Annotated in this window: 11 protein-coding genes; 9 read left to right on the top strand and 2 right to left on the bottom strand. The window is 55.7% G+C overall.

Annotation, left to right across the window (positions count from 1 at the left end; genetic code table 11):
• Positions 1 to 124 precede the first annotated feature (124 nt).
• The 9 genes from VAE48_RS15735 (at position 125) to VAE48_RS15695 (ending at position 13,405) form a co-directional block, all read left to right on the top strand.
• Positions 125 to 940 carry a DUF4388 domain-containing protein gene (locus VAE48_RS15735; RefSeq protein ID WP_322794288.1) on the top strand — a complete coding sequence of 272 codons (816 nt, stop codon included), beginning with the start codon at positions 125 to 127 and terminating at the stop codon, positions 938 to 940.
• A gap of 23 nt (positions 941 to 963) precedes the next feature.
• Complete coding sequence (locus VAE48_RS15730; RefSeq protein WP_322794287.1) at positions 964 to 1,503, top strand: ATP/GTP-binding protein; 540 nt, start codon at positions 964 to 966, stop codon at positions 1,501 to 1,503.
• A 23-nt stretch (positions 1,504 to 1,526) separates the two neighbouring features.
• Positions 1,527 to 2,330, top strand: a complete 804-nt coding sequence (locus VAE48_RS15725) for an alpha/beta hydrolase (RefSeq protein WP_322794286.1) — start codon at positions 1,527 to 1,529, stop codon at positions 2,328 to 2,330.
• The gene (locus VAE48_RS15720) at positions 2,327 to 2,899 is read left to right on the top strand and encodes a hypothetical protein (protein ID WP_322794285.1); all 573 of its coding nucleotides are present in this window, start codon (positions 2,327 to 2,329) and stop codon (positions 2,897 to 2,899) included. Before VAE48_RS15725 ends, VAE48_RS15720 begins: the two co-directional genes overlap by 4 nt.
• An 81-nt stretch (positions 2,900 to 2,980) precedes the next feature.
• A complete protein-coding gene (locus VAE48_RS15715; RefSeq protein WP_322794284.1) occupies positions 2,981 to 4,186 on the top strand; it encodes a DapH/DapD/GlmU-related protein in 1,206 nt (401 codons plus the stop codon).
• Positions 4,187 to 4,380: 194 nt separating this feature from the next.
• Complete coding sequence (locus VAE48_RS15710; protein WP_322794283.1) at positions 4,381 to 5,271, top strand: response regulator; 891 nt, start codon at positions 4,381 to 4,383, stop codon at positions 5,269 to 5,271.
• Between the two features lie 20 nt (positions 5,272 to 5,291).
• Complete coding sequence (locus VAE48_RS15705) at positions 5,292 to 12,230, top strand: GAF domain-containing protein (protein ID WP_322794282.1); 6,939 nt, start codon at positions 5,292 to 5,294, stop codon at positions 12,228 to 12,230.
• A 6-nt stretch (positions 12,231 to 12,236) separates the two neighbouring features.
• On the top strand, positions 12,237 to 12,617 hold the full coding sequence (locus tag VAE48_RS15700; RefSeq protein WP_322794281.1) for a response regulator transcription factor: 381 nt from the start codon (positions 12,237 to 12,239) through the stop codon (positions 12,615 to 12,617).
• A 2-nt stretch (positions 12,618 to 12,619) separates the two neighbouring features.
• Complete coding sequence (locus VAE48_RS15695; RefSeq protein WP_322794280.1) at positions 12,620 to 13,405, top strand: alpha/beta hydrolase; 786 nt, start codon at positions 12,620 to 12,622, stop codon at positions 13,403 to 13,405.
• 82 nt (positions 13,406 to 13,487) lie between these two features.
• Here VAE48_RS15695 and VAE48_RS15690 read toward each other — a convergent pair whose 3' ends face one another.
• Positions 13,488 to 14,363 (bottom strand): TIGR03619 family F420-dependent LLM class oxidoreductase, encoded by an 876-nt coding sequence (locus tag VAE48_RS15690; protein ID WP_322794279.1) that lies wholly within the window; start codon positions 14,361 to 14,363, stop codon positions 13,488 to 13,490.
• Positions 14,364 to 14,366: 3 nt separating this feature from the next.
• Positions 14,367 to 15,281: carboxypeptidase M32 (locus VAE48_RS15685; RefSeq protein WP_322794278.1), on the bottom strand; the 915-nt coding region annotated here is incomplete at its 5' end.

Raw genomic sequence — 15,281 nt, 5'->3', positions numbered from 1 at the left:
ATTATACCCAATTCACCCAACGATATTGTAAGGTCAAAAACCATTCTTGGCGGCAGGAATGCGTTGTGAATGAGCGTACATTTGTTATAATTCTTTCAGACTTTCTCGTCTTCCGAGGCTGCACATGGCATTACGGGGCAATCTGCGCGATTTTTCCATCACTCAACTGCTCAATCTGATCAATCTGGCTCGCAAAACAGGTACTCTGGTGATCGAAGGTACCAGTGAAGTTGCGCAGATTACTTTTCGCGAAGGTAAACTGGCTTATGCCCAAATTGGCAGTGAGGAAAACGATCTGGCGGCCATCTTGCAGCGCAGCCGTAAAATCACCCCCAATCAGGCTCGGGTTATTCGCGAGCGAACGCGTAAGATGAGCGACAAGGAAGTGGGACTCTTGTTGATCAATGCCGGTTATCTGACCCAGAAGGACATTCTGGAAAGCCTGCAAGGTTACTGCGTGGATGTCGTCCGCCGGTTGTTTACGTGGGTGGAGGGATCCTTCAACTTCAATCCCGATCAGTTGACCCCCGATGGAAAAATACCGGTGCGCATTGATCTGGAAAACCTGATCATCGAAGGTTCACGGCAGCTGCGCGAGTGGGAGCAGTTACAGGAAGAGATTCCCAGTCTGGACATGGCGCTCAAATTTACCGAACGCCCCGGCAGCAACATTCGCAACCTGAACCTGAGTCTGGAAGAGTGGCGAGTGGTGCGCTATGTCAATCCTAAGAATACCATCCGGCAAATTGGGCACGCCACCAAGATGAACGATCTGGAAATTCGACGGGTGGTATACGCCCTGCTGCAAGCCGGCCTGGTTGAAATTGTGCGCCCGGGCGGTGTGCCGGTGGGCGGTATGGTGCGTCCGTTTCAGACCACCAACAAACAAGAGCAGGTTTCACTGCTCAACCGTTTAATCAACAAGATTCGCTCGATCTAAACCCTGTTTCCTAAGGAAGCACGATGCAGACAGTCAAAATCGTAGTTACCGGGCCGTTCAATGCAGGCAAGACCGAATTCATCCAATCCGTCAGCGAGATTGATGTGGTTTCGACGGAACGCAAAATCACTTCAGCGGCTGAAAAGGTGAAGGAAAATACGACCGTCGCGCTGGATTTTGGTCGGATTACCGTGGATGATGATCTGGTGTTGTACCTGTTTGGTACGCCGGGACAAAAACGTTTCGATTTTATGTGGGAAATCCTTTCGGAAGGTATGCTGGGTTTTGTGGTGATGGTGGACAGTACCCGTCCGGAGACTTTCCGCGAGGCGCGCACCATTTTAGAAACCTTCCGGGCTTACGCGCCCACCCCCTACGTAGTGGCGGCTAATAAACAGGATTGCAAAGACGCCTGGGACATTGACGACATGCGGCTGGCCCTGCGCCTTGACCCGAAAGTGAAACTGCTTTCGTGTGTGGCAAAGGACAAAGAAAATGTCAAAAAAGTGCTGTTGGAGCTGCTCTACAGCATTCTGGAAGAGATGGGGGAAGGCAATTCGTGAGTAACAGGGGGCAATGAAGCGGCGTGTCATCCATAACAACGGATCAGGGAATTCTCCATTATGAGGTGTATGGCCGGGGCAAGCCGGTCATTTTACTGCATGGCTGGCTGGGGTCGTGGGGGTTGTGGCAGGAGACGATGACCTATTTGGGGCAGTATTACCGCACCTACGCGCTGGATTTTTGGGGTTTCGGCGAATCGGGCAAAAAACTGGACACCTATGAGGTCGGCGAGTTCGTCGCGCTGGTAGACCAGTTCATGGAGAAACTGGGAATTATCCGCGCGCCGCTGGTAGGCCACAGCATGGGCGGTACGGTCAGCCTTTCGGTTGCGCTGCGCTATCCACAGCGGGTTGAAAAGGTGGTGATCATCGGCTCGCCGGTGGTCGGTTCTTCTCTGGCGCTGCCGCTCAAACTGGCCGGCTGGCGGGTGGTGGCATTCTTTTTGTTCCGTCTGTTCCCGGTTTTCCGCGCCGCCATGCGGGTTGCTTCGCCCACCATTTGCCGCGACCCGCGCTTTCCGGATATGATGGATCGCGACCTCTCGCGCACGACGCTCGAATCCTTCCTGACCAGCATTGCCTCCCTGCGCCGCACCAACCTGAGTAATGAGATTCACCGCATTCAAGTGCCGGTGATGGGGATGTTTGGCGACCGGGATAACATCGTCAACCCCAACCAGTGGAAAGCGCTGCAAAATGGTTTGCCCAATTCTCGCATTGAACGTTTTCCCAACGCCGGTCATTTCATCATGCTGGATGAACCGCGCACCTTTATGCTGACTTTAAAGGAATTTCTGGACAGTCCTTTACCTGATTCCTCACCATGAAATCAACTCCGACTTTCAAGTACTCCCCCGCTTTGAATGAGCAAATACTGGAAGGTTTGACCGAAATTCTCGGCGAAACCCGCTTTGAAAATTTGATGGCTTCTCTGCCGGTTGAGCAGTCACCTTTGGGGTTGGAAAATTTGGGGGATGCGCTGGGGGCTGCATACGGCAGCCAATCTGCGGCGGGAATTCTGGTGCGGGCTGGCAGGGCGGCATTTTCGCGCATCCTCACCCAATTCTCTGCCGAATTGGGATTTGAAGATCTGGATTTCCGCCTGCTTGCGCCGCGCCGTAAAATGTATACGGCTTTGACAAAGCTGGCAGACTGGCTCAACCGCCAGGGGGCGGGTGAGTTTGAGGTGCGAGTCGAACAGGGCTGCTGGCAGTGGCGCCACCGCACTGGCTTTGAAGTGCAGGGGGAATCAAACGTGGGATTGGTTTGTGCATTCCTGCTGGGGATGCTGCAGGAGTTGACCTACTGGGTGAGCAGCGGGCGCGTTCACCTGATTCGCGAAAAACCCAACCCAAACGGCTGTCTTTTGGAAATCGAGCAGAAACCGCTGGATTGAGAGGGACGGATGCTGAAGATCATTTTACAGTGTCCCCGTTATTTGGAGCCTTTCAACGAGCGCGCAAGGGATTTGAGAATTGTGAATAAACCACTCTGGCTGCAGCAGCGCGATGTGCTGGCGTCCTACACCACCCGCGAACTGGAGCTGCCCCCCGAAGCCCGCCTGCCGCAAACCCGCGAAGCCTGCATCGTTTACCGGGATAATTTGTTTTTCGACGAAGGGTTTATGCAGGCCTTCATGCAGGAAGCCCTGCGCCGCCCTTACCCCTCGCGGGCAGCCTTATCCATTCATGATCCTGCTTTCCGTGAACATTGTTTGCCGCTGTCTACTTCCTACACGCCGGCAGGGGATATTTATCTGGTGGATTTGTGGTATTACCCGCACGGCCCCGAGCCGAGCGCCGAGCCGTTGGTGGTGGACTTGCAGGCGCGTGAAATTGGCTATTACCATGTTCCCACCTACATGGCGAGTGAATCGGGTGATCTGGTCTATCAGGTGCCGCTGCGCAGCCTGATAGCCATTGACTCGTGGGTGCATATTTTTATTGCCGATACCGTGTTTGGCTTGTTTGGACGCGGGGCGCGCTTTGAAGACCGTTTGAATCGCGATCCCTTCTTCAAACTGGGTATTCTGGCGGCAGCCCTGTACGAAGGCAAGCAAGTGCTGGAATGTTCCAAACTGGTGCGGGTAGGACGCAATTGCTCCATTGATCCGACTGCGGTCATTCACGGGCCGACCACGATTGGGGACAATGTGACCATCGGCGCAGGGGCAGTGATCGAAAACTGCATCATCGGCGATAATGTCAACGTTTCGCAGGGTTGTCAGCTCATGCTTTCGGTGGTGGGGGACGGTACATTTTTGCCCTTCCGCGCTTCGTTGTTTATGACCACCATCATGGACAACAGCATGGTGGCACAAAATACCTGTCTGCAAATGTGCGTGATTGGTCGCAACACCTTCATTGGGGCGGGTTCAACCTTCACGGACTATAACCTGATTCCATCTCCCATTCGGGCGCGGGATGCGTTTGGTCAACTGCAGCCATCCAACCGCCCGGTGCTGGGTGGATGTGTGGGACACAACTGCCGCATTGGGGCCGGCATGATCGTCTATCCGGCGCGCATGATCGAATCGGATGTGATTCTGTTCGCCTCGAAAGAGCGGCGGGTGATTGACCGGGACATCCGCTATGAAGACAGCGATCATCACCGTTTGAAAGACGCTCATCTGCACCCGCGCCTTTACCCGCGTCCGGATGAGGCGGGCAGCGAAAGCTGGTAAGCCGTCTTTCCATCCTTACAACTTCCTAACCGGCCCGCCTTTGGGTGGGGTTTTTTGTTGCCAGAAATGGCGGTTTTGCGTAAGATTAAGTGTTGTATCCGTTTTCCACCGTCTGGTTCCCCGGCTGGGCGGAATGGGTCGTACAGGATACGCCGGGGGAAAGCCCATGCCTGATTTTTCTGAGGGAGGCACCCATGAGTAAAGCCCGCCTGTTGATTGTGGAAGATGATGTAGATATTTCCAATATGCTGCGCATTTATTTTTCATCGCAGGGATACGATGTGGACATTGCCCCGCGCGGGTCGGATGCGCTGGAAAAGACCCGTCAGGTGAAGCCGCATCTGCTGATTCTGGACATTATGCTGCCGGATATTGACGGCTACGAAGTCTGCCGGGTTTTGCGCACCAACACGCGCACCAGTCATATTCCGGTGCTGTTCCTGACCCAAAAAGATGAGCGCAGCGATAAACTTAAGGGTCTGGAACTGGGAGCGGATGATTATATTACCAAACCGTTTGATATTGAGGAATTGAAACTGCGCGTTCAGAATGCGCTGGCACGTTCGGAACGGGAAAGCCTGACCGACCCGCAAACCGGTCTGCCTTCCGGGCGGCTGATTGAAGATCAACTGCGTAAACTGATTCGCCAGAATGACTGGGCTTTTCTGGATATTCGCATCAACCACTTTGAGCCTTTCAAGGATGTGTACGGCTTCATTGCCGGAAATGATGTGCTGCGTTTTACCGCCATGCTGCTGGGCGAAGTGGTGGATGAACTGGGCACACAAAATGACTTTATCGGCCATGTGGGCGGTGATAATTTTGTGGTTTCCACCACCGTTCAGGCCGGGGCAGCCATAAAATCCCGCCTCAAAGAACGTTTCAAGGAAGAAGTACTTTCTCATTATAACTTTCTAGACCGTCAGCAGGGGTTTGTCCTTGCGCCCGGCAAGGACGGCGAGATGACCCCAACGCCGTTTATGACGCTGGCAATTGGGCTGGTTTCTCCCCTTACACACCAGTTTGCTGATATTCGTGAAATCACCGAGATTGCCGCCGAAGAGCGCCGCCGCGATTCAATTTAATTTTTGCCTGGGATACCCGCATGTCTTTTGAAAACCCGCTTATTCTGGGGATTGTGTTGGCAGGGAGCGGCTTGCTTTTTTGGCTTGCCGCTGCTGGACTGATTCGCTGGGTATCCCGTCCTCATCATCGCCTGTCTGTTGATCCTCTGCCGCCTGAAACCGACAACCCCACCGCTGAGCCGCTGTTGATCGTTGAAACCGGCGGGAGGCTGGCCTGGATCAACGCTGCTGGACGGCAGTTGTTTGGCTTGAAGGAAGGCGAATCCGCCGGGCTGGAACGTCTGGCTCGCAAAACTCGCCCGGCAAATGGCCTGTTGAAACTCTGTGCTGCGGATGGTCAGGCCCGCCTGATTGTCGAAGGAAAGGTACTGGAGGCCAGTTCTCAGTCTTTGCCGTTTGGTCAGCAGGGTTTGAGGTTAATCACTTTCCGTTCCGCAGAAAGCGGCGCGGTGATCGGTGCAGCCCAACCCGGCTTGCTGCCAGCCCAAACCTTGCAGGTCTTTCTCGATCTGACTCAGGCAATGGCTGCCAGCCTGGATGTGGAAGAAACCCTTTTTTCGATTCTGGATAATTTAGACCGCCTGGTGCCAGCCGACCTGCGCGAAATCAATTTGTATGATGAGGACAGCCAGACGTTCACTCCCTATCGTATGCTGGCAATGGCGGATGGTGAACGCAGCTTGCTGCTTGCCGGCGAACGCTACAGCCGGGAAGAGGGTCTTTCAGGAGTGATTGCTGCTTCGCGCCAGCCTTTGATGGTGGCGGATCTGGATCAGGCATCCGAATTAAGCACGGTGATTGACCGGCGCAAGTATCCGGTGCGGTCATTTTTGGGTGTGCCGCTGGTGGTGGGCCAGCAGTTAATCGGCACACTGGAACTGGCTTCTTTTACTGCGGATGCCTTTCAGCCGCAAGATCGCGACCTGCTGACCCTCATCTCCGGGCAGGTTGCGGTTGCCATTCATAATGCGCTGCTGTATCGCCAGGAGCAGCGCCGCACGGCAGAACTGAACGGTCTGGCGCAGCTGGCGCAGGCTTTCAGTTCGGTTCGAGACACGCGCGGGTTGTTCGAACGTCTGGTGAGCGCCATTCAGCCGTTGGTGCGGGTGCAGGTGCTGGGGTTTTTACTGTACAATGAAGCCAGCCGCACGCTGCAGGCTCAAGTACCTTTCGCCGGTATTCCCGAACAGTTTTTAGATATGTACCGCATTGCGGTACCGGCCGGCAGCCCGTTGGAAACTGCCCTGCTGGCTCAGGATGTGCTGATCAGCGACAACGCCGCCGAGGATGAGCGCTGGATCGAGCTGGGCCTGCAGCCCACAGCCATTGCCGCCGGCTTGCGCGATACGGTGATGATGCCTTTGACGGTCAGCGGGCGGGTGTTGGGCTACCTGCAGGTGGCCAATCATGTACAGGAAGTCAGTGGGTTTAATCAGGATGAGCTGCACCTTTTGATGATTGTTGCCAATCAGGTGGCGCCGATCATTGACAATGCCGCTCTGCTGCAGCAATCGCGTTTGCGGGCGCAACGGGCTGAGGGTTTACGGCGTATTGCCAGTTTGTCCAGCTCAGCGGCGACCCTCGATGAGATTCTCAAATTTTCCCTGCAGGAACTGGTGCGCCTTTTGCAGGCAGATGTGGCTGCGGTATTTTTGCTGGATCAAAACCGGGTTGTCCTGCAATTGCACCGTCCTTCGCACTATGGCGGGGTGGGGGATGTACCGGAACGTTTCACCCGCCTTTTGGCGGAGGATGTTCAGTTCCCGTTTACGTCTGCCGGCAGTCAGCACATCATTCAACTAAACCAGTCGGTGGAGGAAAAGCCGATTGTTCCGTTTTACCAGCAGTTGATTCAATCGTGGAAAATTGAATCGCTGATTGTGGTGCCGTTGGTGGTGCGGGATGAGGGCATTGGGGAGATCTGGATTGCGAGCCGCCAACCCAACTTTTTTGACCCCGGCGATGTGCAGTTGATGGCAACGGCTGCCGGACAGCTGGCAGGGGTGGTTGAGCGTAGTTACCTGTTGATGCAAACCGATGAAACCCTGCGGCGGCGGGTAGAGCAGATGACCTCGCTGACCCGCATCACCCGTGAGTTAAGTACCTCGCTGGATTTGAAATACCTGCTGCAGCTGGTCTATGACGAAGCTCTGCGCACCACCCGCGCTGACTGCGGCACCATCCTGTTTTTTGAACTGGATCAATCACCGGAGGCAGCGCCGCAAATCCGTTTTTCGGTGGGTGACCCGCCGCCTGTTGAACTTTCCTCGTTGGAATTGCAGGTGATTGCCAGCGGCATGGGGTATGTACTGCGCGACATGAATAACCCCGATTTTCGCCTCCCGCATGAGGGCATCCAGTCGGTTTTGTTGGTGCCCATCTACTATCAAGACCGGGCAGGCGGGCTGATCGCTCTGCACAGTTTTGAGGCCGATCATTTTGACGAGTCGGCGATGGATATTGCCCAATCGCTGGCGGCGCAAGCGACCATTGCGCTTTCCAATGCGGTGCATTACGAGGAACAGGCCCGGCGCGGTACATTGCTCAAACGCCAGCTGGATACGCTCAGTGAGCTGTATCAGGTTGCGCGCTTCCTGCGCCCCAATCAGCCGCTGGAAAAGGGGCTGGAAGCCATTGCCGAAGCCATTGTGGACGCCACACCCTTCCGTGCCGTGTTGATCAGCGTCTATGACCCGGCCGGTAATTGTTTGCACCGCGTGGCGCAGAAAGGCATTTCTGCTGAAATGTGGGAGGAACTGCGCTCGCGGGTGCAGCCCTGGCGCGGCATCCTGCAGTTATGTCAGCCGGAGTACCGCGTGGGGGATTTGTATTTCATCCCCGCTGATAAGCAGCCGCTGGTGCCGGAGGAGGTTCACACTATCACGGTGCTGCCGACCAGCGAGCGACAAGCGGAATACCTGTGGAATGCCGATGACTTTTTGCTTGCGCCGTTGTTTGACTCAAACGGCGAGCCGCTGGGATTGATCAGTGTGGACGACCCGCGCGATGCCCGCCGCCCTGACCGCCCAACGCTGGACGCGGTGGAAATTTTTGCGGTGCAGGCGGCTTTGCTGATCGAAAATCACCGGCATTTTGAAAAGACTCAAACGGAGCTGCAACACCTGAGGCAGGAAAATGAGCAGCTGAGCCAATCGGCTCAGGCAGCCCGTCAGCAAATTCCGGAGTTGCTGCACCGGCAGGTTGAAAATATGGTGGAAATTCGCCGCCTGTTTCGGCAGGTGGAGCGCGTGCGGGCGGGTTTGGAGATCGCCGCGCAGGCCAGTTTACAGCAGGATACCCGCGCTGCGCTGGTCAGCATGGGACGGGCATTGCTGGAACATTTTGGGCTGCAAACCGCGCTGGTTGCAGAAGGCGATGCCTCGGGCGCACGCTTGATTGAAGTGCTGGGCGAAATTCCACCCGGCAGCAACCCCGAAGCGTTATTCGGTCAACGTAACCCGCTGCGTCAGGCTTTGGCGGATGGGCGCTTAATTCTAACCCCGCAGGTAGAGGAGGATGGTGTCTGGCGCGGGACACCCCTGCTCAACGGTCTTGGCAGCCGCAGTTTTGTCGTGTTTCCTTTTGAAGTTTCCTCTGACCGCCGCGCCACTGTGATGGTTTGTGGCAGCGAACCCATGGAACCGTTTGAAGCCGGGGATGTTCAGGTTTACGAACAACTCTGCCGCCAGGTCAGTATCAGTCTGCAGAATCTTGAACTGCTTGCCGAAACCCGTCGCCGCCTGGGGGATGTCAATTTACTGCTCGAATTCAGCCGAAAATTGGGTAGTTTGGATACCGGCAGTATCCTGCAAAGCCTGCTGGAAAGCGCCATGCAGGTGTTGCCTTCCGCAGACGCTGGATGGGTGGGATTGATCGAGGAAAACGGCGGTTGGATTTTACCCGTGCATGCACGCGGATACAGTGATGTCGAAGCTTTACTGCAAATCCGCTACAATCCTGAGCGGACACCGCCGCCGCTGCCGCTGCGCGTCGTTCAAACCGGCAATCCGCTGCGGGTAAATGAAATTCATTTTGCTGAGGATTACAACCTCTCGGCTGAAGATTTAATCCGGTATCAAAAAGCCAGCCGGGCAAGGCTGCCCATCTCGGTTTTGGCGCTGCCAATTCGCCTTGCAGAACGTTGTATGGGAGTGCTGGTACTGGAAAATTTCGACCAGGCTGAGGCGTTTAGCGCCGAACATGAAAGTCTGGCGCTCTCGCTGGCGCAGCAGACCGCGCTTGCACTGGAAAATGCGCGCCTGTTCCGCTCCATCCAACAGCGCACGGCGCAGTTACAGGCGCTGACGCAGGCATCTTCAACGATTACCTCCAGCCTGCAAAGTGATGCTCTGATTGCTGGCCTGCTGGAGCAGTTGCAAAGAGTAGTTCCGTTCGATACGGCAACGCTCTGGCTGCGCAAAGGAGATTTCATTGAGGTGGCTGCTGCGCGGGGATTTGATGACGATCAGGCGCGCCTTGGATTGACTGCCCGCGTTGAGGATAGTGTGCTGTTCCAGGAAATGAGCCGTTCAGGGGTGGCGATTTCGGTGCCGGACGTGCGTACTGATGCCCGCTTTACCCGCTTGCTGGTGCCGGAGTATCTTTCCTGGCTGGGCATACCCCTGATTGCCAAGTCGGAATTAATTGGCGTAATTGCGCTGGAAAAGCGGGATGCCAATTTTTACACGGAGGATTATATTCAGGCGGCCATGACCTTTGCCGGTCAGGCGGCGGTGGCATTAGAAAATGCGCGCCTGTTCGAAGAAAGCCAGCGCCGGGCCGCTGAACTGGATCAACGCTCCAGCCGCCTGGCTTTGCTGAATCGCTTTTCAGCGGATTTAGGCGCTTCGCTGGAAGTGCTGCCCATTCTCCAACTGACCTGTGAGCGGCTAGCAGATGCGCTGGATATTAGCCGTGCGGCTGCTTTATTGATCGGTGAAGAGGGACAGTTGATTCTGGCGGCTGAAAACCCGCCTGCGGAAGATGCCTTGCCGCTTACTATGCCAATGATTCCGCTCATCGAGCAGCTGCGCGATTCGCAGGGCGTCTTTAATACCGAAGATGTTGAAGAGGAACAGGAATTGACCGAATGGCGGGCGGCTTTTCTCGACAGCCGCAAGGTGCGCGCTTTGGTCATTATCCCGCTGGTCAGTGGACAGGAAATTTCCGGTTGGCTGCTGCTGCAATCAGAAGAAAAGCGCCGCTTTTCGGCACCGGAAATTGAACTGGTGCGCACCATCAGCAATCAGGCGGCAATTGCCCTGCAGAATGCCCGCCGTTTTGAGGAAATCCGCTCGCTCAAAGAAGACCTGGAGCGCCGGGTGGAGGAACGCACCGCCGCTCTGAGACTGGAACATCACAAATCCCGGACGATGCTGAAAGTGACCACTGAACTATCCGCCAGTCTGGATATTCAACAGGTGCTCAGCCGTTCGTTGAGTGTTTTGAATGAAGCGCTGGATATCGAGGAAAGCCTGATCATCCGCGATGCCGGGCGGGTCGTTGTTCAGGCCGGTCAACATCTGGAAAGTTTGGCATTCTCGGAAGGACATGCCATCGAGCACCAGATTCACCAGTACCTGATGCGGGTGAGAAAACCCCTCTGGATTGAGGATGTCCATCAGGATTCACGCTGGCAAATGGAGCCGCATCATCCGCCGGCTTACCACAGTTTGGCGGCCATTCCTTTGATTCTGGGAGAGGAGTCGCTGGGTACCCTCATGCTCCTGCATCGGGAAAAGGGGCACTTCCAGCCGGAACAGGCCGGCCTGCTGGAAGGGATTGCCCGGCAGATTGCCATTACCCTCAACAATGCTGAACTGTTTGGTCTGATCCGCGATCAGGCTGAAAACCTGGGAGCCATGTTGCGCGACCAGCAAATTGAAGCTTCCCGCTCGCGCGGCATTCTGGAAGCCGTGGCGGATGGCGTGATTGTTACGGATGTCAATCAGACCATTACCCTGTTCAATGACTCGGCCGAAGCGATATTGGAAGTGAATAGCAGCAAGGTGATCGGTAAGCCGCTCCAACAGATTGCACCCTCCTTTGAAGGAACCGGCAGCCAGTGGATGGCGGTCATCCAGCGCTGGTCGGAGGGAAGTTATCCTGCGGCGGGGGAGGCTTACGCTGAACAGATCACCCTCACCAATGGGCGGGTGGTCGCCCTTCATCTGGCGCCGGTCATCTGGCGCAATGAATTTCTCGGTACGGTTTCCATCCTGCGCGATATGACCCATCAGGTGCAGGTGGAACGCTTGAAATCTGAGTTTATTGCCAACGTTTCTCACGAGTTGCGCACGCCGTTGACTTCCATTAAAGGGTACACCGATATCCTTCTGATGGGCGCTGGCGGCGAGTTGACCGATAAACAGGTTCACTTCATTGAAATCCTGCGGGAAAATGCGGAGCGCCTGAACGTTCTGGTCAATGATTTGCTGGATGTCTCGCGCATTCAATCCGGTAAAGTCATGCTTGAAGCCCAACCTCTCGATTTGCGCGCCCTGGCGGAGGAAATTCTCGGCGAGATGCGCCAGCGTTCGGCTGAAACCGGCAAGCCGATGCACTTTTTGCTGGAAGCGCCGCCGTCCTTGCCGTATGCGCGCGGAGATCGCGAACGCACCCTGCAAATTTTGCGCAGCCTGGTCAGCAATGGTTTCAATTACACCCCCGAAAACGGACGGGTTGCAGTGCGCATTTCAACGCTCGAACATGAGGTGCAAGTAGATGTCATTGACAATGGCATCGGTATTCCACCCAAAGATCATGGCCGTATTTTTGACCGTTTTTACCGTGGTGAAAGTCCCCTGGTAATGGCAACTCCCGGCACTGGCCTGGGACTGGCGCTTTCCAAAATTCTGGTGGAAATGCAGGAAGGCCGCATCTGGTTTACGTCCACCGGTGTACCCGGTGAGGGCAGTGTGTTTTCCTTCACGCTGCCAATCTATCCATTGGAAGGTTGAGTGAAGATGGCAAAGATTTTAGTGGCTGAGGATGAAAAGGATATCCGCGATTTGCTGACATTCACTTTACAGTTTGCCGGTCATACGGTCATCACCGTGACCAATGGGGAGGAGGCCTGGCAGGCAGCTCCCAGCGTGCTGCCGGATTTGATTTTGATGGATGTGCGCATGCCGCGTATGACCGGTTACGAGGCCTGTGAGCGCATCAAGGCTGACCCGCAGACTGCGCACATTCCGGTGGTCTTTCTTTCTGCCAAAGGACAGGAAGCCGAGATTCAGCAAGGACTGCAAGCCGGCGCCAGCGAGTATTTATTGAAGCCCTTTGCGCCAGATGAGTTGACCCGCCGGGTGGCGGAGTTGCTGGAACGCTTTGCCCAAAAGAAGTAACCATGAGCGCAATCCTGATTGAGCAAGATATTATCCATTACGAAGTGCTGGGACGCGGTCGCCCCATTCTCTTTCTGCATTCATGGGTCGGTTCATGGCGCTACTGGATTCCGATGATGCAGGCCGCTTCGGTTGGCTACCGCGCTTACGCCCTGGATCTGTACGGTTTTGGCGACAGCGCCAAGAATCGGCAGTACTCTCTTGCAGCTCAGGCCGGACTGATTGAGGCGTTTCTGGAAAAACTGGGTATTGGCCGGGTGGCAATTGTCGGGCACGGTTTGGGGGCATTGGTGGGGCTGCTGTTTGCCTTGCGCCATCCGGGTGTGGTGGATCGGGTCATGGCGGTTGGTTTTCCGCTGGATGAAAACATGATCAGCGGGCGGTTACGCAATACCTCACCGGTTGATCTGGCGGAGGGCATGTTGGGCAAGACACCGCTCAGCGAACCGGTTACGACAGATGCCGCCAAAACCGATCCGGCTGCGATTCTGGGTTCGCTGAGTGATGTGGTGCTGCAATACGCAGGCGGCTTGTGGGCAAAACTGAATACCGCCTGTCTGCTGGTACACGGCAGCCGCGATTCACTGGTTCAGCCGCCGCGTCTGGATCAGATTGAAAAATTGCCCGAACATGCCCATCTCATTCAATTTGAGGAGGGCGGGCATTTTGTGATGCTGGACGACAGCAGCAAATTCAACCGGTTGATGAACGACTTTCTCAGCCTGCCTTCGGGGGAAAGCCCGCAGCAACTACAGTTAAAGGAAGAGTGGAAGCGCCGGGTACGCTAATCGGCAGAGAAACCCCCTGTCTGTCTCTTACGGCAGACAGGGGGTTTTCGATCCCATTCTTATTTCTGGATCCTAGAAAGGCTCAGGAAGTTTGAGTCAGGCGCGGTTTGACCTGTTCCTGAAAGGTTTTCAGGCAGCGTTCGCGTTCACCCTGCGTTTCGGCATTGCAAGAGAAAATCAAATAATCCACACCAGCCTGCTGGTATTGGTGTATCTGCTGAGAGATCTGCTCCGGTGTGCCGCTGAAAGGCTGATCGGTGCTGATTGCGGGGGAAAATTGCAGGCGAGCGCGCATACACACCGTAAAAGGACGATTGAGGATCAGCGGGCGCACCGATTGGAGTGCGGAGCGGATCTGTTCGACCGGCTGGGTGTTGGGATGCCAGCCGTCGGCGAAATAGACTGCGCGTTTGAGCGCGATGGGCGAATCGCCGGCTACCCAGAGGGGCGGCCCCCCGGGTTGAACGGGTGGCGGTGAAAGGACAACCTTTTCAAACCGGTAGTAAGTTCCGGAAAAGGAGATCACCTTGCCGCCCCGCCAAAGGGTGCGCAGCACTTTCAGGGCTTCGTCCATGCGTTTGCCGCGGTTGTGAAATTCGTAACCCAGATTGGCATATTCGCCCGCCGACCAGCCGATTCCTGCTGCCAGAATCACCCTCCCGCCGCTCAAGGCATCCAGCGTGGCAAGTTCTTTACCGACTTCCAGCGGGTTGCGTTGGGGCAGCACCAGCGCCGAAATTCCCAGGCGAATCTGGCGCGTGCTGGCCGCCAGATAACTGAGGGTGGTAATGGCTTCGAAAATATGACCGAAACGCTCGGCATCCGCCTGCGGCAGTGCCAGATGATCGGTCACCCAAATCGAGTCAAACCCCAGTTCTTCGGCTGCCAGGGCGGTATCTACGATGCTCAAACGGGTTGCGCCTTGACCGTAGGTTGGCAGGACGACGCCAAATTTCATGGCTTAAAAACCGTAAATATCGCGGTATTTGGTGTTCAGGTAACGGATATACGGCTGCGGGTCAATTTTTGAGCCGGTGACTTTTTCCACCAATTCCTGCGGCTCGAACTTCGAGCCGTGTCGGTGGATTTTTTCCCTCAGCCAGCCCAGCAGCGCTGAAAACTCTCCGCGTTCAATCTGTTCTTCCAGATTGGGGATATCCTGCAGGATTTTCTCCCACAATTGCACCGAAATCAGATTACCCAATGCATAGGTGGGGAAGTAGCCAATCATCCCGCCCGACCAGTGAATATCCTGCAATACACCCAGGCGGTCATTTGGAGGGGTGATGCCCAGGTATTCTTTCATGCGGGTGTTCCAGGCTTCCGGCAGGTGTTTGACCTCCAGGCTGCCTTCCATGAGAGCGATTTCCAGTTCAAGGCGCAGCATGATGTGCAGATTGTAGGTGGCTTCGTCGGCCTCAACCCGGATGAAAGACGGTTCAACTTTGTTGATCGCCTTGTAGAACGCTTCCATGCTGACATTGCCCAATTGTTGGGGGAAGTACTCCTGCAGGCGCGGGTAGAAGAAGCGCCAGAAAGCGCGCGAACGCCCGACCAGATTTTCCCACATGCGGGACTGGGATTCGTGGACAGCCAGGGATGCCGCTCCACCCAGGGCGCTGCGGCGGTATTTCCAGTCAATGCCCTGCTGGTAGAGGGCGTGGCCGGTCTCGTGCATGGTGCCGAACAGGGCCGAGGGGAGTTGATCTTCGATGACGCGGGTGGTAATGCGTACATCGCGGATGCCAAAACTGGTGGTGAAGGGGTGGGCAGAGCGATCCTGCCGGCCGGCCTGCCAGTCGTAACCGAAGCGGGTGGCCACCTCTACACCAAAATTCCACTGTTTTTGATCGTCATACTTTAGATGCAGGAATGA

Origin of the sequence: Bellilinea sp., from assembly GCF_034432615.1 — a bacterium.
In the GTDB taxonomy this organism is placed as follows: domain Bacteria; phylum Chloroflexota; class Anaerolineae; order Anaerolineales; family Anaerolineaceae; genus Bellilinea.
This window is presented reverse-complemented; position numbering and strand designations above follow the sequence as displayed.